Annotated in this window: 17 protein-coding genes and 1 pseudogene; 9 read left to right on the top strand and 9 right to left on the bottom strand. The window is 67.5% G+C overall.

The genetic code is table 11. The features are described from left to right. Positions 1 to 5 precede the first annotated feature (5 nt). Positions 6 to 551: a putative immunity protein gene (locus EV138_RS33480; protein WP_133983999.1), complete on the top strand. Its 546-nt coding sequence runs from the start codon at positions 6 to 8 to the stop codon at positions 549 to 551. 125 nt (positions 552 to 676) lie between these two features. Further along, complete coding sequence (locus EV138_RS33475; protein ID WP_133983997.1) at positions 677 to 1,633, top strand: tyrosine-type recombinase/integrase; 957 nt, start codon at positions 677 to 679, stop codon at positions 1,631 to 1,633. Between the two features lie 61 nt (positions 1,634 to 1,694). Here the strand turns inward: EV138_RS33475 and EV138_RS33470 are convergent, their stop codons facing one another. Further along, positions 1,695 to 2,648 (bottom strand): cyclase family protein, encoded by a 954-nt coding sequence (locus EV138_RS33470; RefSeq protein WP_202867034.1) that lies wholly within the window; start codon positions 2,646 to 2,648, stop codon positions 1,695 to 1,697. Positions 2,649 to 2,735: 87 nt separating this feature from the next. Between EV138_RS33470 and EV138_RS33465 the strand changes: the two genes are divergently transcribed. From EV138_RS33465 to EV138_RS33455, 3 genes are all read left to right on the top strand, one after another. Beyond that, positions 2,736 to 3,374 (top strand): maleylpyruvate isomerase N-terminal domain-containing protein, encoded by a 639-nt coding sequence (locus tag EV138_RS33465; RefSeq protein WP_133983995.1) that lies wholly within the window; start codon positions 2,736 to 2,738, stop codon positions 3,372 to 3,374. A 48-nt stretch (positions 3,375 to 3,422) separates the two neighbouring features. Then, entirely contained in the window at positions 3,423 to 4,136 is a 714-nt protein-coding gene (gene pyrH, locus EV138_RS33460) for a UMP kinase (protein ID WP_133983993.1), read from the top strand. A 171-nt stretch (positions 4,137 to 4,307) separates the two neighbouring features. Continuing rightward, positions 4,308 to 6,512: an elongation factor G gene (locus EV138_RS33455; RefSeq protein ID WP_133983991.1), complete on the top strand. Its 2,205-nt coding sequence runs from the start codon at positions 4,308 to 4,310 to the stop codon at positions 6,510 to 6,512. 135 nt (positions 6,513 to 6,647) lie between these two features. Here the strand turns inward: EV138_RS33455 and EV138_RS33450 are convergent, their stop codons facing one another. Genes EV138_RS33450 through EV138_RS33435 form a run of 4 tightly spaced genes read right to left on the bottom strand, consistent with a single transcriptional unit; the run spans position 6,648 to position 9,909 of the window. Continuing rightward, positions 6,648 to 7,145, bottom strand: coding sequence for a GNAT family N-acetyltransferase (locus EV138_RS33450; RefSeq protein ID WP_133983989.1), 498 nt, complete (start codon positions 7,143 to 7,145; stop codon positions 6,648 to 6,650). Between the two features lie 23 nt (positions 7,146 to 7,168). Continuing rightward, positions 7,169 to 8,023, bottom strand: a complete 855-nt coding sequence (locus EV138_RS33445; protein WP_133983987.1) for a putative protein N(5)-glutamine methyltransferase — start codon at positions 8,021 to 8,023, stop codon at positions 7,169 to 7,171. Next, on the bottom strand, positions 8,016 to 8,969 hold the full coding sequence (locus tag EV138_RS33440) for an SDR family NAD(P)-dependent oxidoreductase (RefSeq protein ID WP_133983985.1): 954 nt from the start codon (positions 8,967 to 8,969) through the stop codon (positions 8,016 to 8,018). Before EV138_RS33440 ends, EV138_RS33445 begins: the two co-directional genes overlap by 8 nt. A 34-nt stretch (positions 8,970 to 9,003) precedes the next feature. Further along, positions 9,004 to 9,909 (bottom strand): LysR substrate-binding domain-containing protein, encoded by a 906-nt coding sequence (locus EV138_RS33435; RefSeq protein ID WP_133983983.1) that lies wholly within the window; start codon positions 9,907 to 9,909, stop codon positions 9,004 to 9,006. Between the two features lie 106 nt (positions 9,910 to 10,015). Between EV138_RS33435 and EV138_RS33430 the strand changes: the two genes are divergently transcribed. The 3 genes from EV138_RS33430 (at position 10,016) to EV138_RS33420 (ending at position 13,085) form a co-directional block, all read left to right on the top strand. Continuing rightward, positions 10,016 to 11,002, top strand: coding sequence for a hydroxyacid dehydrogenase (locus EV138_RS33430; protein ID WP_133983981.1), 987 nt, complete (start codon positions 10,016 to 10,018; stop codon positions 11,000 to 11,002). Then, positions 10,999 to 12,153, top strand: coding sequence for a mandelate racemase/muconate lactonizing enzyme family protein (locus EV138_RS33425; RefSeq protein ID WP_133983979.1), 1,155 nt, complete (start codon positions 10,999 to 11,001; stop codon positions 12,151 to 12,153). The genes EV138_RS33430 and EV138_RS33425 overlap by 4 nt, the downstream gene beginning before the upstream one ends. A 146-nt stretch (positions 12,154 to 12,299) precedes the next feature. Next, positions 12,300 to 13,085, top strand: coding sequence for a sugar phosphate isomerase/epimerase family protein (locus EV138_RS33420; protein WP_133983977.1), 786 nt, complete (start codon positions 12,300 to 12,302; stop codon positions 13,083 to 13,085). Positions 13,086 to 13,098: 13 nt separating this feature from the next. On the opposite strand, the gene EV138_RS33415 is transcribed toward EV138_RS33420, so the two are convergent. From EV138_RS33415 to EV138_RS33405, 4 genes and pseudogenes are all read right to left on the bottom strand, one after another. Further along, complete coding sequence (locus EV138_RS33415) at positions 13,099 to 13,827, bottom strand: class F sortase (RefSeq protein ID WP_133983975.1); 729 nt, start codon at positions 13,825 to 13,827, stop codon at positions 13,099 to 13,101. A gap of 90 nt (positions 13,828 to 13,917) precedes the next feature. Beyond that, positions 13,918 to 14,370, bottom strand: coding sequence for a hypothetical protein (locus tag EV138_RS38340; RefSeq protein ID WP_238158545.1), 453 nt, complete (start codon positions 14,368 to 14,370; stop codon positions 13,918 to 13,920). 68 nt (positions 14,371 to 14,438) lie between these two features. Further along, positions 14,439 to 15,101, bottom strand: a pseudogene (locus tag EV138_RS38645) (ice-binding family protein); the annotation flags it as partial. Between the two features lie 379 nt (positions 15,102 to 15,480). Then, complete coding sequence (locus EV138_RS33405) at positions 15,481 to 16,836, bottom strand: hypothetical protein (protein WP_133983970.1); 1,356 nt, start codon at positions 16,834 to 16,836, stop codon at positions 15,481 to 15,483. A 99-nt stretch (positions 16,837 to 16,935) separates the two neighbouring features. Between EV138_RS33405 and EV138_RS33400 the strand changes: the two genes are divergently transcribed. Then, positions 16,936 to 17,394 carry a carboxymuconolactone decarboxylase family protein gene (locus EV138_RS33400; RefSeq protein ID WP_133983968.1) on the top strand — a complete coding sequence of 153 codons (459 nt, stop codon included), beginning with the start codon at positions 16,936 to 16,938 and terminating at the stop codon, positions 17,392 to 17,394. Positions 17,395 to 17,522: the final 128 nt, after the last annotated feature.

Here is a 17,522-nt window from a genome sequence, read left to right as displayed (position 1 = left end):
CCGCCATGGCGGCCGACTCTCCGACGATAGAACTCACCCTGTCCGAACTCCGCGAAGTCACCGCGTACGCCGTGGCCTGCGCACGGCCGGCGTTGGCGATCTTCGACCGGGAACGCCCTGAAGACCAGCGCCCAGGAGCCGCACTCGACGCGGCCCAGGTCTTCGCCGACGGAGCTGAACGCACCAAACTGCTCCGCGACAGCGCCTGGGCCGCGCACAAAGCCGCTCAGGAAGCTCGCGACGCCGGGCAGGCCGCAGCAAGCGACGCTGCCCGAGCAGCCGGTCACGCCTGTGGTGCTGCATTCCTCCACCCGCTGGCCAACGCGACCCAGGTCAAACACATCCTCGGCTCAGCGGCTCATGCGGTTCGAGCCCTCGAGCTTTCGGCTGGCGACGCCGCCGCACACATAGCCTTCTGCGAATCGCTCGCCGACACCGCAGTACGGGACGTCCTCAGCCGTTATCCATCGGCCCCAGCCGGTGGCGGACGCGTCGGCGAACTGCTCCGTCAACTCGACACAACTCTTCGCAACTCCCCCGATCGGGGCTGAGAAGGGGTGCTCTGAGTCATGCATAATTGGCATTATGCATGAATTCGGCAAGTAGTTGCTGACAGCAACAGTTGCGCCGGGGGACTCGGACGGAATTGTCGGCGGCCTGCTGTAGACCTTGCGACATGAAGGTTCTCGATGCTCAGGCAGCGTTCTTCGCGGCTCGGCGGCCGCGGAAGGACTCCCCCCACACGACTGCTGCCTATCGTCGTGATCTGGCGGGCATCACCGCCCTGCTCGGTCCGGACGCCGATTGCCTCGAGGTGACCGAGCTGACGGCCCAGGTGTTGCGCGATGCCTTCGGTGCGTTCGCCGACACCCACGCGAAGAGTTCCGTACTCCGTGCCTGGTCGACGTGGAACCAGTTCCTCACCTTCTGTGTGTCCGACGGACTGCTCACCGGCAACCCGATGGGAGCCGTCGCGAGACCCAAGACCCCTCCCCTCTCCCCCAAGCCGTTGCGCGGTGAAGACACTCCGGAGAAGTTGCTCAAGGCAGCGGCCGACGGCGCACGCCGTGCCCGCGACCCCTGGCCCGAGCGCGACGTGCTCGTCATCGCGCTCGGCCTCGTCGCAGGCCTCCGCTCCGCCGAGATGCGCACACTGACGGCGGATTCGCTGGCCGGCCGACCCGGCGAGATGCGGCTGCACATCCACGGCAAGGGCAGCCGCGACCGGTCCATCCCGGTCGAGCCGATCATGGAGAAGATCATCGCCACGTACGTCGAATCGTGCGCGCGCCGCTTTCCCCGCAAGCGATTCGGCCGCTCCGGCAAGCTCCTGCTCGACCGCGACGGCGAGCCGATCGGCCGCGGCGGCCTCGAGTACCTGGTGAAGTCCTGCTACCGCTGGGCCGGCCTGCACGATCGCGTCCCCGTCGGTGCGAACCTGCACGCCCTGCGGCACACCTTCGCGACCCGGCTCGCCGAGGACGGCGCCACCGCGTCGGAGATCATGGCGCTGCTCGGCCACGCCAGCCTCGCCACCAGCCAGAACTACATCGAGGCCACCGGCCGCGAGCAACGCTCCGCCGCGGCGAGCAACCGCACCTACCGGACGCTGGACCAGATGGTCGATCCCTGACAACCGTTGTCCGTGAAGGACGGACGGCTCTGGCGATCCGGCTGTGACCAGGGCGCAGCGGTCAGAAAGTGGCGATCGGGTTGACGGGGCTGCCCGACGTACCGGCGAAGCGCACTGGTGCGACTGCGAGCTGGAAGTCCCACTGGCCGAGCTCGGCAGCCGTCGCCGCGCACTCCTCCAGGTCGCAGTTGTCGAGGAGCCACAGCCCCATCGCGACGAGGCTGACGGCATGGATCGGCATCAACACCTCGTCGTACCCCGACGGCTGAACATCCTGGGGCGTGTCAGCACCGATCAGCGCGACTCCGCGTTCATGCAGCCAGGGCAGGCAGGACGCGTGCCAACCGGCCTGCGTGATACCGCCGGCCACACCGTCTTCATGGCGTGCGCGGCCGTAGCCGGTCCGCAGCAGTACGGCATCACCCGGCTGAACCTGCACACCTTGGCGGCGCTCGGCCTCTTCAAGATCGTCCGGGAACACGCCCTGCCCCGGCTCCAGCCAAGGCACGTCGCGGACCTTCGCAACGTCCAGCAGCACGCCACGCGTGACGATCCCGTTCGCCGCCGCCGTGACAGCCGCCCACGCCGATCCGGTCGCGGCGTCGACCAGCGAATGTGACCGGCCGTTGTACATCTTGCCGTCCCAGAAGAGATGGCAAGGAGAATCGAGGTGGGTGATCGTGTTGCCGTGAAAGAGGATGCCGAGTCGCTCGTTCGAAAAGCCCCAGCGCCGGTCGTTGTGGAACGCCGCCGGCATGTGCTCGGCACCCGGCATGTCGGCGGCACAAGGACACGCCGTCGTCGACCGCTCCATCTCCTCCGGTACGGCGATCTCCCAGCCGCACGACACGCTCCTGCCATGCCGCACGGCCGTCGCCGCGGCCAGCCGGACGTCGTCAGTGATGTGGTTCAGCGTGCCGCGCTCGTCGTCGTCACCCCACCGCCCCCAGTTGGACAGCGTTTCGAAGTACCCGAGCACCTCGTCCTGCGTCGGCAAAGGTCGCCCAGCCGTCATCTCTGCTCCAACTCCTCTGTCACGCGGTTCGAAGCCCGCTGAACTGGCATGACACCACATCACCGGGCCAGCGGAGAGAATGCACGGATGAATGACATCCGTGCTGACTTCCTCGCTGTGGCGCGGCTGGCCGCCACCTTGTTGCGGGAGCCGTCCGTAGAGTCCGCCTGGACGAAGGCCAGCGCCCTGGCCGAATTCAGCGTCGGCGGGCTGGCCGGTCATCTGGCGTTCCAGGTGCTGGCGATCCCGCAGATCATCCGCGAGCCGATTCCGACCGAGCCGACGATCACCTTGCTCGACCACTACGCGCGCGTGCAGTGGATCGACGCGGGGCTCGACGACGACATCAGTGTCCGGATCCGCGCCGGCGGCGATCAGCTCGCGACCGACGGTCCCGCCTTCCTCGCTGACCAGCTCGACGCCGCGATCAGGCAACTGGAGAGCGATCTCTCGACGGCGCCCGACCGCGCAGTACGGATCTCGCTGTGGGGTCCGTGGTCGCTGACGCTCGACGACATGCTCGTCACCCGGATGATGGAGCTCGCGGTGCACGCCGACGACCTCGCCGTCAGCATCGGCGTACCGACACCCGTCTTCCCGGACCGTGCCGTGCAGACCGTCGTCGATCTGCTGACCAGGCTGGCGATGCGTCGCCACGGCCAGACTCCGGTACTGCGGGCGCTCAGCCGCGTGGAGCGTTCCCCCGCGTCGATCACCGCGTTCTGACCGGACTACTCTTCACCAGCGCCATCCGCCTGAGACGAGGAGCCCGGCATGCCGAAGTACCGCCGCTTGGTGATCAAACTGTCCGGTCAGGCGATCGCGGGGTCGGCCGGGTTCGGGTTCGACAAGGATCGGCTGAACCATCTGGCCCGCGAGGTGATCGCGGCGCGGGACACCGGCGTGGAGGTCGCTGTCGTCGTCGGCGGGGGCAATGTCTTTCGCGGTAACCGGGCCGAGGACTGGGGTATCGACCGGGTCGAGGCGGACAACATCGGCATGCTCGGCACGGTGATCAACGCCGTCCTGCTGCGCGGCAAACTGCACGAGCTCGGCGAAGCCGACGTACGGCTCATGACGGCACTGCCGATCAACAACCTCGCCGAACCGTACATCCGGCTTCGCGCGCTGCGGCATCTGGAGAAGGGTTCGATCGTCCTGCTCGGCTGCGGCAACGGTCAGCCGTTCACCACCACCGACTACCCAGCCGTGCAGCGAGCCGTCGAACTCGACGCCGACGCGCTCCTCGTCGCGAAGAACGGCACCGACGGCGTGTACGACGCGGACCCCAACAAGGTCCCGACCGCCCGGCGCTTCGACCACCTCACCTACCAGCAGGTCATCGACCAGGGCCTCGGCGTGATGGACCAGGCCGCCTTCATCCTCGCCCGCGACCACCACCTCCCCCTCCACGTCTTCGACATAGACCGCCCCGGCGCCGCCGCCGCCATCACCACCGGCTCCCCCATCGGCACCACCATCAGCTGACCCGCCCCTGGGCCCGCGCCGGCCGAAAATCGGTTGGTGGGGTTGGGGCGGGTCTGTTGTACTCGTTGGGTCGTAGTACGTGTTCGTCTCGTCAAAGGAGCGCAGTCGTGCGATCTCACTTCATGTCTGGACTGAGCGGAAAGTTCACCTGTTCAAGGGACATGGAGTTCGGTGCGAACACTCAATTTGGGAATTCTGGCGCATGTCGACGCCGGTAAGACGAGCCTGACCGAGCGGCTGCTGTACGCCGTCGGGGTCATCGACGAGGTCGGCAGCGTCGACGACGGCAGCACTCAGACCGATTCGCTCGCGCTGGAACGCCAGCGTGGGATCACGATCAAGTCCGCGGTGGTGTCGTTCGCGATCGACGACATCACGGTCAACCTGATCGACACTCCGGGGCACCCGGATTTCATCGCCGAGGTGGAGCGGGCGCTCGGCGTACTGGACGGTGCCGTGCTGGTGATCTCCGCGGTCGAAGGCGTCCAGGCGCAGACGCGAGTGCTGATGCGGACGTTGCGGCGGCTGAAGATCCCGACGGTGATCTTCGTCAACAAGCTCGACCGCTCCGGTGCGCGCGGCGAGGAGTTGGTGAAGGACCTCACCGACAAGCTCGCGAGCGAGGTCATCGCGATGGGGTCGACGAGCGCACTCGGTACGCCGGCGGCCGGGTTCACGCCGTACGGGCGGGACGACACCGGTTTCACCTTCGCCATGATCGACCTGCTGTCCGAGCACGACGAGCAACTCCTGGAAACGTATGTGGAGAACGAGAAAGCGCTCTCGTACGACGCTCTGCGCGGCCGGCTGGCCGAGCAGACGAAGCGGGCGCTGGTGCATCCGGTGTACTTCGGTTCGGCGATCACCGGCGCGGGGACGGGCGAGCTGATCGCGGGGATCCGGGAACTGCTGCCGGCTACCGAAGGCGTGGCCGACGGGTCGGTCGCGGGGTCGGTCTTCAAGGTGGAACGTGGTCCGGCGGGAGAGAAGATCGCGTTCGTGCGGATGTTCTCCGGCACGATCCGCGTTCGGGACAGGCTGCGATACCGGGGTGATCAGGAGGCGAAGGTCACCGCGATCAGTGTCTTCGGCAACGGCTCGGCGCTGTCGCAGGCTGAGGTGTCGGCCGGCCAGATCGCCAAGCTGTGGGGTCTGGCCGGCATCCAGATCGGCGACACGATCGGTGCCGCCAGCAACCAGAGTGGAGGCACGATCGGTGCCACCAGCGTCCAGAGCAAGGACACGAGCGGTGCCGCCAGCAACCAGAGCGGATCCGCGACAGGTGCCGCCAGCAACCAGAGCGGATCCGCGACAGGTGCCGCCAGCAACCAGAGCGGATCCGCGACAGGTGCCGCCAGCAACCAGAGCGGATCTGCGACAGGTGCTGTAGGCAGCCAAGTCGGGAGCGGGAGCAGTGGTGGGGAGAGCGGTTACTTCGCTCCCCCGACCTTGGAGACGGTGATCGCGCCGGTTCGGCTGTCGGACAAAGGAAACCTGCAGGTCGCGCTCTCCCAGCTCGCCGAGCAGGATCCGCTGATCAACCTGCGGCAGGACGACATCCGGCAGGAGACGTTCGTGTCACTGTACGGCGAGGTGCAGAAGGAGGTCATCCAGACCACGCTGGCCGGCGAGTTCGGGATCGACGTCACGTTCCGCGAGTCGACGACGATCTGCATCGAGCGGCTGAACGGTGTCGGTGCGGCGGTCGAGTTCAACAAGGTGGACCCGAATCCGTTCCTGGCGACCGTCGGTCTGCGGGTCGAACCGGCGCCGGTCAACTCCGGCGTCACGTTCCGGCTCGAGGTCGAGCTCGGATCGATGCCGTACGCGTTCATCAAGGCAGTCGAGGAGACCGTGCACGAGTCCTTGCAGCAGGGTGTCTACGGCTGGCAGATCCCTGATTGCACAGTCGCGATGACGCATTCGGGGTACTCGGCGCGCCAGAGTCATGCGCACGCGGTGTTCGACAAGAGCATGTCGAGCACCGCCGGAGACTTCCGGCAGCTCACACCGCTGGTGATGATGGACGCGCTCCGAGCAGCCGGTACGACGGTGTTCGAGCCGATGCACCGCTTCCAGTTGGAGATCCCCACCGATACGACCCGGGCTGTCCTGGCGGCGCTGTCTCGACTGCGCGCGATCCCGCAAGTGCCGGCATTGGCCGCGACGACCTCCGTTCTCGAAGGTGAGATCCCAGCAGCCGCCGTCTACAAGCTCGAACAGCAACTCCCCGCGCTGACCCGGGGCGAAAGCGTCCTCGAATCAGCCTTCGACCGCTACCACCCCGTCACCGGCCCGATTCCCACCCGCGCCCGCACCGACCACAACCCGCTCAACCGCCGCGAGTACCTCCTCCATGTCCTCCGCCGAGTCTGATCGGCCCAGCCTGGCGATGGGAGCCCCCACCGCCAGGCACCGGGGGCCGCTCGAGCGCCTTCTCCGACCTGGGCACCGAACGGTTGACACTGATCAACCGGCGATCTGTGCGATCAGCCGACCCGGCGCAACCGGTCAGCCGTGGTTGGTCGGCGTTGGCGGTTCACCGGCGTCGGCTGTCAAGGTGATCGAGAGTGGAGCGAAGCCTCGGCTCTGGTACAGCGCGAGCGCGGCGGCGTTCGCGGCGTACGCCGTTACCTGCAGACTCGCCGCGCCGCGACTGCGCGCCCACTCGGCGAAGGAATCCACCAGCTGTCCGCCGACGCCTTGGCCTCGGAGTTCCGGGCGGACGTACATGCTGACCAGCTCGGCTCGGGCGACCGTCCACATGTCCGACGGGTCGTAGAGATTTCCCACCAGGTGGCCGCCGACTCCTGCCCCCGCGACGGCCACGAGAACGAGGGCGTTCGGGTTGGAGAGCAGCTCCCGGCACCACTGGGTGCCGTGCTGCTCCGGCCAGTTCGGATTGCGGAGCGGATCGCGCTCTCCCGCGTCCTCGGCGAACAGCGCCGCGGTCGAAGCCACTACGCCGTCGAGGTCATCCATCGAAGCCGGTCTGATCGTGGGATTCATCGAGCCACCGTAGTTCGTGGGGTTCATCGAGTCGTCGTAGCACCGGGCAGTGTGGCGATGACGACGGTCGCGGCGTAGTCGGGATCCGTGGTGACGCGGGTTGTCAGGCCGTCGCGATGGAAGATCGCGGTGGCGATGGCGGACTGGTCTTCGGTGGTCTCGACCAGGACGTGGCCTCCCGGCGCCAGCCAAGCGGCAGCCTCCGCGCTGACGCGGCGCAGGACTTCCAGCCCGTCCGATCCACCGTCGAGAGTGACCAGCGGCTCATGGAGGCGTGCCTCCGCCGGCAGCAACCGAACTTCATCGGTCGGCACATAAGGCACGTTCGCGAGCAGTACGTCGATCCGGCCTTTCAATGCCGAAGGCAACGGATCGAACAGGTCCCCCTCGAAGACCTGTCCGCCCACCCGCTCCACGTTCCGCCGAGCACACCGCACCGCCGCAGGCTCGACATCAGCGGCGTACAACTCGACATCACCACCAGCAGAAGCAACGGCAACGCCCAACGCACCGGAACCACAACAAAGATCCAGTACTACGACCCGCCCGCCACCCCGATCGCCACCCGCCGCGCCGCCGCCTTCTTGGCCGGCTGCTGGCCGTTGCTCGCCGCCGCGATCCTGCAGCAGTGCGATCGCTTCAGCGACAAGAGCTTCTGTGCGAATGCGTGGCACGAAGACGCCGGGGTCGACCTCTATTCGCAGGCCGTGGAACTCGGCCCAGCCGACCACGTGTTCGATCGGTAGTCCGGCCACGCGCTGCTCGACCATGCGAGCCAGGTCGGCCTCGTCGCGGGCACTGGAGATCAGCAACTCCGCCTCGTCCTCCGCGAACACGCAACCGGCAGCGCGCAGGCTCGCGACGATCCCGTCAGGCAAAGGCGTTCACTCCGGTGAGCTCCGCCGAAACGGTCCACAGCCGGGCGGCAGAGTCCCGATCGATCGCATACGGGCGAACGCCCGGCGCGTCGTCGGTCGACACCTCGGCGATGTCGCAGTCCTCGCAGAACACACCGCCGAGCCCGTCGAGCTGCGGCGACGTCCCCGCCCACACCTGCGTTGCGGCACCCTGCTCGGGTGTCTTGAAGGCCTCGTTGTACTCGCCGGTCTTCTCGTCGATCCAGCCGGCCGCAACCATCTCTTCGCGCGGGAGGTGCCGTTGCAGCGGCGTCATGATCCCGCCCGGATGCAGCGCGAACGCGCGTACACCCGAGTCCTTGCCCAGGGCATCCAGCTGCACCGCGAACAGCACGTTGGCCGTCTTCGCCTGCCCATAAGCCGCCCACTTGTCGTAGCCGGTCTCGAACTGCAGGTCGTCCCAGCGGATATCCGACCGCCGGTGCCCTGTCGACGACACCGCGACCACTCGCGCACCGCCGTCGGCGGCGATCGCCGGCCAGAGCCGGTTGACGAGGGCGAAGTGGCCGAGGTGGTTGGTCGCGAACTGTGCCTCCCAGCCGGGTCCGACCCGCGTTTCCGGGCAGGCCATGATCGCCGCGTTGTCGATCACCAGGTCGAGGCTCCGGCCGGAGGCGAGGAACCGCTCGGAGAACGAGCGAACGCTCTCCAGATCGGCCAGGTCCAGCGCGTCCACCTCGACGCCGGCGACACCAGAGAGCGCTTCCTTCGCGTTCTCGGGCCGACGAGCCGGTACGACGACCTGGGCGCCCGCCTTCACCAGTGCCTTCGTCGTCTCCAGGCCGAGTCCCGAGTATCCGCCGGTCACCAGCGCGAGCTTCCCGCTGAGGTCGATCCCCTCGAGCACCTCGTCCGCGGTACTCCGGTAGCCGAATCCGGATCCGAGCTTCTTCTGTGCGGTCGTCATGCTGACGACCCTACGAGCTAGAGTCGGCTCTAGGTCAATCGCCACTCGGCGAGGCGTCCAGGTGTGGGTTCCGCAGGAGCGATTCCACCAGCCGTTGCAGGGCAGGATTCGGATTGTCCGGGCTCCAGCAGGCGTGCAGCGTGACCGAATGGGCGTCGGCCGCGTCGAGTTCGCGGTACCGGACGCCTTGAACTCCCATCGCCATGATCGAGCGCGGAATCAGCGCGCAGCCGAGACCGGCCCGGACCAGCGCGAGCATGGTCGGTACCTGCGAGGCGAGCTGGCTGACGGCGTACCGGTTCATGCCGATCATCGCGGCGCAGATGTCGTGGAGATAGCGCGATCCCTCGGGGCTGTAGCCGATGTAGTCGTCGGTCACCTCGGCGAGCGACGCCGGGCCGTCCCCGAGGGCGAGTGGATGCGCGGCCGGTACGGCGAGGACGAGATCCTCGGAGTGCACCAGCAAAGACTCGAACTGCTCGGGAATGGGCGGTCGCACCAAGCCGATGTCGATCTTCAGCCCGGCCAGTGCCTCGAACTGATCAGCACTCACCAGCTCCGTCAACTCGGAAGTCACGGCAGGCGTGCGTTTGCCGACCGTCGTGAGGAAGTCGGCCAGTACGGCGTACGCACCGATCGCGGTGAACGCGATCCGCAGGGTTCCGGTCTGGCCGTCGGCCGCCCGGCGGGTGGCCTCGGGCGCGATCTCGAGCAGAGCGAGCATCCGGCGGCAGTGTTCGAGGAACACCGTGCCCGCGGCGGTCAGCCGCACTCCCCTGCCGGTCCGGTCGAACAGCGAGACCGCGAGAGAGCGCTCCAGGCCCTGGATCTGCCGGGTCAGCGGTGGCTGGGTCATCGACAGCCGCTCGGCGGCACGGCCGAAGTGCTGTTCCTCGGCGACCGCGACAAATCCCTTCAACTGCTGGAGGGAGAGGTCCATGCGATGCCCTCACGGTATCGATCGATGCGGAAACGGGCTTGGACGAGCATAACGGAAAGCGCATACCGTCAGGGGTGCCGAACCCCCCGTCGATCGAGGAGTCAGCTTGCCGAAGCTAGCCGTGGTGATGACGCCGGACCGGGTCGCCGATGTCTGCGGACCCGATGCCCGGCAGTTGCTCGACGACCGGTTCGAGGTCAGCTGGGCCGGCGCAGATCTCTCTCCGGCCGCCGTGGAGAAGCTCGTGGTGGGCTGCGACGTCGTACTGACCAGCTGGGGTACGCCGCAGCTCGAGAAGGCCTGGTGGTCCGGCGGCGCGGGGCCGAAGGTGGTTGCGCATGCGGCCGGGTCGGTGAAGAAGCTGATCGATCCGGCGATTCTCGAGCAGGGGGTCGCGGTGTTCTCGGCCGGACCACGGATCGCCTGGTCGGTCGGCGAGTACTGCTTGGCCTCGATGCTCACCTTGGTCCGGCGGCTTTCCCGGTTCGACCAAGCCGTTCGCCAAGGTGGGTGGAAACAGAGCACGTTCCGAGGCGGTGAACTGGCTGGCCAGTCGGTCGGCATCCTCGGTGCGAGTTCGACTGCGCGTGCGCTGATCACTCTGCTCAAACCTTTCGGTTGTGACGTGCTCGTCTACGACCCCTACTTGAGCGACGAACGGGCGAAGCAGCTCGGCGTACGGATCGCGTCGCTGGAAGAGGCGCTGCGGTGCCGGTTCGTGTCGATCCATGTTCCGGACGTTCCCGAGACGCGGGGGCTGGTGACGCGCAAACTCATCGAGCAGCTGCCGGACCAGGCGATCGTGGTGAACTCCTCGCGCGGTCCGGCGATCGATCAGGAAGCGCTCTTGGAGCAGTGTCTTGACGGGCGGTTGTTCGCGGCGCTGGATGTCTACGACCCGGAGCCGCCGGAGTTCGGGCCGGAAGTGCTTGCTGCGAGCAACTTGTTGCTGACTCCGCACATCGCGGGTGACACCACCGAAGGGCATCTCGCACTGGCCGGTTACGTACTCGCTGATGTCGTCAAGTGGCTGGATGACGGAATCCGTGGCCCGAGCTTCGTCGATCCAGCAGTTTGGTCGATCGCCGCATGACCGCCGAAACGTCCAGGATCAGGTCGGTCGAGGTCTTTCCCGTTGCCGTGCCGTTCGCGCGGAAATTCGTGCTCGGCAGCGGTGCCGTCGGCTCCCCCGACCAGGTTGTGGATCAGGCGACGGCGGTCGTGTTCGTGAAGCTGACGACCGAGGACGGCGTGGTCGGGTGGGGAGAGCAGAGGGCGCTCCCCAGCTGGAGCTACGAGACCGCCGAGACGATCGCCGTGGTGATCAAGCGGCACCTCGAGCCGATCCTGCTGGAGCTGACACCCTTCGATGTCGAGTTGTTCCACTCGACCGCGAGCAAGCGGCTCAGCCCGTCAGTGTCGAACGGGTTTCCCTTCGCCCGGGCCGCCGTCGACCTGGCGATGCATGACGCGGCCGGCAAGCTGGCCGGCGTACCGGTTCATGCGTTGCTCGGTGGCAAGGTGTACGACGAGATCCCGCTCTGTTCTGCGATCGGCGTCGGGGCAGCCGAGGTCGTCCGGGAGCATGCGCAGCAGTCGGCCGACTATTCGGCGTACAAGGTGAAGATCGGTGGCGATCCCGATGTGGATGCCGCGGCGATCGAGGCGGTGGCCGAGGTAGCCGGAGCGAAACCGCTGTGGCTGGACGCGAACCAGTCCTACCGGCCGAGCGCCCTCAAGCACCTGCTCGACCGGACGCGCGACGTCGGGACGATCCATTGCGTCGAGCAACCGGTGCCGAGCACCGACACCTTGGCGATGCAGCGGCTGCGCGGGCTGATCGACCTGCCGATCGCGATCGACGAGGGGAGCTTCACCGCCCAGGATCTGGCCCGGGCGATCCAGCTCCAGGCGGCCGATCTCGTCGTGGTGAAGATCTGCAAGTCCGGCGGCCTGCGGAACGCGCTCAAGACCGCTCAGGTAGCGCTCTCCAGCGGTCTGGAGATTCTCGCGAGTGGACTCACCGACTGCGGTATCGGATTCGCCGCCGCCTTGCACCTGTTCAGCCAGCTCGAACTCGCACTTCCGGCCGAACTCAACGGCCCGGAGCTGCTCGCCGACCTGTACGTCGAAGGTCTCACCGTCACCAAGGCCGTCGCCACGGTCCCCACCGCGCCCGGTCTTGGCGTCCTAGTCGACGAGGAGCGGATCCGCGCCGAGTCGATCGACCTGCTTTTCAGCTGAGGAGTCGCCGATGAACACCGAGCTGTCCCGCCACACCATGTTCAAACCGACCGCCCCGGCCGGAGTCACAGATGAACACCGAACTGGCCTCGCGGCGCTGGTTCGCCGAAGGCATCACCATGAGCGGGCTCGGAGGCCGCTGACCTATGACTCGATATCTGTGGTCCGTCTTCACCAAACCCTGGGCCGGTCTCCCCGGCAACGAACTCGGGCGGCTGGTCGCGGGTCTCGGCTTCACGGGGGCCGAGATCCCGGTCAGGGACACCGCCTACGTCACGCCAGCGAGCGCCGAAGCGGAGTTACCGAAGTTCGTCGGGCAACTGCGTGCCGAGGGAGTCGAGCCGATCAGTATCGCCAGTGAGCTGTCAGAGAGCGTGTTCTCGGCCTGCGCCGAAGCGGGTGTGCCGCTGATCCGGATCATGGCGCCGCTCGGCGACGACGGCTACGCGGCGTCGGTTCGGCGTACGCGGGAACGGTTGGAAGAGGTAGCCGGGTTCGCCGAGCAGTACGGCGTACAGGTCGGGGTTCAGCAGCACCATGGGCGGTTCGTGGCGTCGTCGCTCGGCGTGCTCCAGTTGCTGAACGGATTGCCCAGAGAGCGCTTTCGGGTGATCTGGGACGCCGCTCACGACATCCTCGCCGGCGACGACCCGGCGGTCACGCTGCCTCTGGTCGCCGACCGCTTGGCGATGGTCAACCTGAAGAACGTGATCTACACACGAACCGACGCGACGGGCGACATCGGTGGGGCCTGGAAGCCTTGGTTCGTCCAGGCCACCGACGGCCTCGCGAACTGGTCGGCGGTCTTCCGCCAACTCGCGGCCCAGAACTACACCGGTCCGATCTGCCTCACCGGCCAGTACTCCGATCTGTCCGTCTCGGTCGAAGACCGTCTGGAACAAGATCTGCGGGCCGCCCGGTCGTCCTGCTGACGGCCGTGGACAGCTAGCCGATCAGGTCGGCGAAGACGACGAGGTTGGCCTCGTACTTACCGGAAATCCGGTCGAGACCGCCGCAGGTGATCAGCCGCAAACCCGCGTGGTCGAGATCGCCGTACACGGCCGCGCTCGGGAAGGTCGACTTCGGATACTGCCTGACCGTGACCACCCGGAACACGGCCGCCGAGCGATCCTGCCGGGTCATCGTGATCTTGTCGCCCGGCTGCAGGCCGCGCAGCCTGGCGAAGACGCCCGGCCGGCCGGCCCAGTGGACGTGGCCGAGGACGACCGCCGGCCCCTTCTCGCCCGGTGTCGGCCCACCGGTGAACCAGCCGGCCGGGAATCCGTCCGGCGGCACCTGCAGACCGCCGTTGGATTTCAGGCCGAGCCGGATCAGGCCCGAATCCACCCCGATCGCGGGGATGACAACCCGGATCGGGGTGGACGGCCGCATCGGAGTCGGCCACCGGTGTCCCAGACCGGGGGGTAGTGGCTGGGACGGGTTGGTGGGCGACGCCGGGCGGCGTACTGGGGTGGTTCCGGTCGTCGTGCGTTGAGGTGTGCCCGTCGACCGGCTGCCGGTGAGTGCTTTTGGAGTGGGCGTGAGGACGGTGGTCGGCGCAGTGGGCTCGCCCGACAGATCGTCGGCCCAGGTCCGGCCGGCTTGAGTCGGCCCCGTGCCCGGCTCAGTACTACAACCGGCCAGTGCGAGGGTCGCGGCGACGAGCAGAGCCACTGCGCCGGTTCTCACGGCGTGACCGGCGTGATCCAGTTGAACCACAGGCTCAACGGAGGCTCGATCAGCCACATCGACCAGCCGGAGGCGTCACCCGTGCCGACCGGACCACGCGGCGTCTTCGTCACCTGCGGAGGCGTCGGCGAGACCGTCGGCGGCGAGGTGGGCGGTGACGTCGGTGGGGACGTCGGCGGTGAGGTCGGAGGGGTCGTGGGCGGCGACGTCGGCGGTGTCGTGGGCGGCGAGGTGGGCGGCGACGTGGGTGGTGTTGTCGGCGGAGTCGTGGGCGGAGAAGTTGGCGGAGAAGTTGGCGGCGTCGTCGGCGGGGTGGTCGGAGGTGTTGTCGGTGGTGTGGTTGGCGGGGTGGTTGGAGGTGTTGTCGGTGGTGTGGTTGGCGGGGTCGTCGGAGGTGTGGTTGGCGGGGTCGTCGGCGGTGTTGTGGGTGGGGTTGTCGGCGGGGTCGTGGGCGGCGAAGTCGGTGGTGTTGTGGGCGGCGAGGTTGGCGGTGACGTGGGTGGGCTGGTGGGCGGGGTGGGGGTGCACCTTGGTCTGGTGATGGTGTTCGTGTCCATGGTGACGGCGCCGTTGCGGGCCAGCATGCGGCCGATCGCGGTGGCTCCGGTCTGCAGGGTGATGGAGGTCAGCGCCAGGATGGTGCCGCGGAAGCTTGTCGCGGTACCGATCGTCGCCGAGCTGCCGATCTGCCAGAACACGTTGCAGGACCGGGCGCCGTTGGTCAGCAGCACGCGACTGCTGGAGGCCGTGGTGAGCGTCGATCCGGCCTGGAAGACGAAGACCGCCCCCGCGTCGCCCTCGGCATCCAGGGTGAGTGTCCCGGTCAACCCGATCGAACCGGCGGAGTTGTAGACACCCTGGGTCAGCGTCTTGCCACCCAGGTCGTCCGTGATCGGCGACGGCGGCTTCTCCCCCGCCGCGACGTCGTACGCCGTGACCAGGTCGTCCTTCGCCCCTTGGGTGACGCTGTCCCCGGCGTGGTTCACGCCGGTGATCGTCATCGTCCCGGTGCCGGTGATGGCCGGGTTGGGGAAGCTGCCGATGTCGCCGTTCAGGGTGGTCGCCCCGGTGTTGGTGATCCCCGCCCCTGCGAGGACCACGAAACTCCGCGCAGTGCCCAGCGGCACCACGACGGCCGCGGCCTGCGCGTCTCGTCCGGTGACCAGGAAGCCACCCCCGGAGACTGCGACCGCCGCCGCGACCGCCAGCGCGCTCAGTCGCCAGCGGCCCCCGGCCGGCCAATACCTGAAGAACTTCATGATCGATTCCTCGAATCCGTCGATGAGCCACCCTGATCCGACAGGAGGCGTGGCGAGTCGCACTGCTGTTTTCGCGGAGGAGGGTCCGTGGCTCACCGGACGACATCTCGAGGGCCGGGCAGGGGCCGGCAACAGGACATCGGGAGACCGCCATCGGCAGGAATCCCCAGTCCTGCCGCGAGTTGATGACGCGTTCGCACCCCGTTCGACCGGCAGCAGTCCAGAGAGGCCGCATTCGCCGATCACAATTCGTAACTGAAACTGACGTTATGTCACCGAATCCGGCCTGTCAATAACTCGACGGGTGCGATCGGCAACCATTCGTAGTGGTTGCCGAATTCAACTACAGAGCCGCATTCGCCTGCTGTCGCAGGCTCAACTAGCTGGTGGTGAGGACGAAGGTGTTGGAGACCTGCCAGGTCAGGGAGCGGCCGGCGTAGGTGAAGGCGGGGACCAGGAAGCGGTAGGCGACGCGGCCGCGTTGGGTGGCGGTGAAGGTGTAGTTGCCGGCGCCCTTGGTGAGCTGGACGTACTTGAGGTTGCGCCACGCTGTCCCGTCCCATCGCTGGAGCGTCGACGGCACGGACGCAGGTGGAGCGATCGCCACGTGCGCAGTGACCTTCTGGCCGTAGCCGGCCGTCGGATCCAGGAACCGGCCACTGACCCGCGGCCGGGCTGCCGTGGTGACGGTGTTGCTGACCAAGCCGTAGCCGAAGCCTTCATGGTTGAAGAAGTCCGGTACGACGATCCGGTACTGCCGGCTGCCCAGCGTGGGAGGTGAGATCTTGAAGTTGCCCACGGCATCGGTCTTCGTACTGCCGACGGTGTACCACGCCGACGCGGTCGTGGCGCGCGCCTGCAGTACGACGGGACGCGGGTCCTCCGACATCGGCATCGACCAACACGGCCCCGGATCGCAGGCCTGCTTCCATCGTTCGATCGTCCCCGTGATGGTCGTGAGCGTGCCGTAGTCGGCGGCTGCCGGGATGAGCGCCCGGACCCACTTCTCGTAGTCGATTCGCTGAGTGTCGGAGTACTGGATCCCCCACTCGTTGTAGGTGAAGACGGAGAACCGGAAGGACGGCCCGGTGAGCTGAGTGAACGTTGCCGTGGTCGCGGTGGTCTTCGGCGCCACGACCGCGTAGTCGTTGAAGTTGTTGTAGTTCGCCCGGATCTCGTACTGCGGTGCGACGGCCGGCAGGTCGAGCGGGTCGCCCGGGTTCGGGTCGGTCACCACCGCCGGATGCCACTTCACCAGGAACTTGCCCGCGGCAACAGGAGCGATCGAGTCGATCAACGCCTTCGGCCCATCCAGGGTGTCGAACGGCGCGGAAAGCCCAGCCGGGCTGGTGGTCCCGCCGGCTTCCGTACCCACGAACACAGCGATCCGTACTGCGGCCTGCCCGGGTGCGGTGGTGGCGAGACCGGCGGCCGGTACGTCGACCTGGTTCGGCGCGGTGGCGGTCGTGTACCGCTTCTCTGATCCACCCAGTGGCGACTGGGAGGTGATCACGTTCGGCTGGGATCCCGTTTCCTTCCAGGTCACGCGAATCAGGGTGTGTGCCGCGTCGGCCCAGGCGACGGTGACACCGGTCGGTGCCGGGTCGGCGGTCGTTGCGGCGTGGGCTGGAACGACGAGGGCCGGCACGGCGAACGCCGACAGGGTCACAGCCAGCGCGGCGGTCACGGTCAGTCTGCGCAGCGATGAGGGCTGCCATCTGTTGATCTGCTTCACATCTGACTCGATGCGCACTTCGCCGGAGAAGTTGTGTCACATCTTCCGCGGCCGATCCGTCAGTGCAGTGCAAGCTCAGACGAACCAGGGAGTACGAGAATGACTGCACGGATGAAGAACCCCGCGGAGATCCTGCCGGACGCGATGACGGGGATCCAGAACATCTACAAGGCGATGTACAAGAGCGGGGCGCCGGCGACAGTGCTGGAACTGGTCCACCTGCGGGCCAGCCAGATCAACGGCTGCAGTGCCTGCATCTTCGGTGGGATCCACTCGGCCAAGAAGAACGGCGAGACCGACGAGCGCCTGCACCAGGTCGTCGCGTGGCGTGAGTCCGACCTGTTCACCGACGCGGAGCGGGCCGCACTGGCGATGGCGGAAGCGGCGACCCGGCTCGCCGACCGGCCCGACGCCGTGACCGACGAGATCTGGGCCGAGGCCGCGAAGCACTTCGAGGAGTCGCAACTGGCCGCGATCGTGTTGATGATCAGCCTGACCAACCTGTTCAACCGGCTCAACACCACGGTCCGCGCCCCCGCCGGCGCCACCTGGGCCTGACCACCCCGGCAGATCCCCGAAGGAAACCGCTCCTGCCCGGCAACCCGGGCAGGAGCCTGTCCGGGTTGCCGGGAAGGAACCGTCTGGGGCTTGCCCGGAATGAGCCCGTCCGGGGCTTGCCGCGGCCG

The organism is Kribbella voronezhensis, from assembly GCF_004365175.1.
Lineage (GTDB): Bacteria > Actinomycetota > Actinomycetes > Propionibacteriales > Kribbellaceae > Kribbella > Kribbella voronezhensis.
This window is presented reverse-complemented; position numbering and strand designations above follow the sequence as displayed.

What these genes read in the sequence shown, in the direction of transcription:
- EV138_RS33480 (WP_133983999.1), top strand. Translation starts at nt 6, where the DNA reads ATGGCGGCCGACTCTCCGACGATAGAACTCACCCTGTCCGAACTCCGC.
- EV138_RS33435 (WP_133983983.1), bottom strand. Translation starts at nt 9,909, where the DNA reads ATGGACCTCTCCCTCCAGCAGTTGAAGGGATTTGTCGCGGTCGCCGAG.
- EV138_RS33450 (WP_133983989.1), bottom strand. Translation starts at nt 7,145, where the DNA reads ATGAATCCCACGATCAGACCGGCTTCGATGGATGACCTCGACGGCGTA.
- EV138_RS33475 (WP_133983997.1), top strand. Translation starts at nt 677, where the DNA reads ATGAAGGTTCTCGATGCTCAGGCAGCGTTCTTCGCGGCTCGGCGGCCG.
- EV138_RS33465 (WP_133983995.1), top strand. Translation starts at nt 2,736, where the DNA reads ATGAATGACATCCGTGCTGACTTCCTCGCTGTGGCGCGGCTGGCCGCC.
- EV138_RS33425 (WP_133983979.1), top strand. Translation starts at nt 10,999, where the DNA reads ATGACCGCCGAAACGTCCAGGATCAGGTCGGTCGAGGTCTTTCCCGTT.
- EV138_RS33470 (WP_202867034.1), bottom strand. Translation starts at nt 2,648, where the DNA reads ATGACGGCTGGGCGACCTTTGCCGACGCAGGACGAGGTGCTCGGGTAC.
- EV138_RS33400 (WP_133983968.1), top strand. Translation starts at nt 16,936, where the DNA reads ATGACTGCACGGATGAAGAACCCCGCGGAGATCCTGCCGGACGCGATG.
- EV138_RS33440 (WP_133983985.1), bottom strand. Translation starts at nt 8,969, where the DNA reads ATGACGACCGCACAGAAGAAGCTCGGATCCGGATTCGGCTACCGGAGT.
- EV138_RS33420 (WP_133983977.1), top strand. Translation starts at nt 12,300, where the DNA reads ATGACTCGATATCTGTGGTCCGTCTTCACCAAACCCTGGGCCGGTCTC.
- pyrH (WP_133983993.1), top strand. Translation starts at nt 3,423, where the DNA reads ATGCCGAAGTACCGCCGCTTGGTGATCAAACTGTCCGGTCAGGCGATC.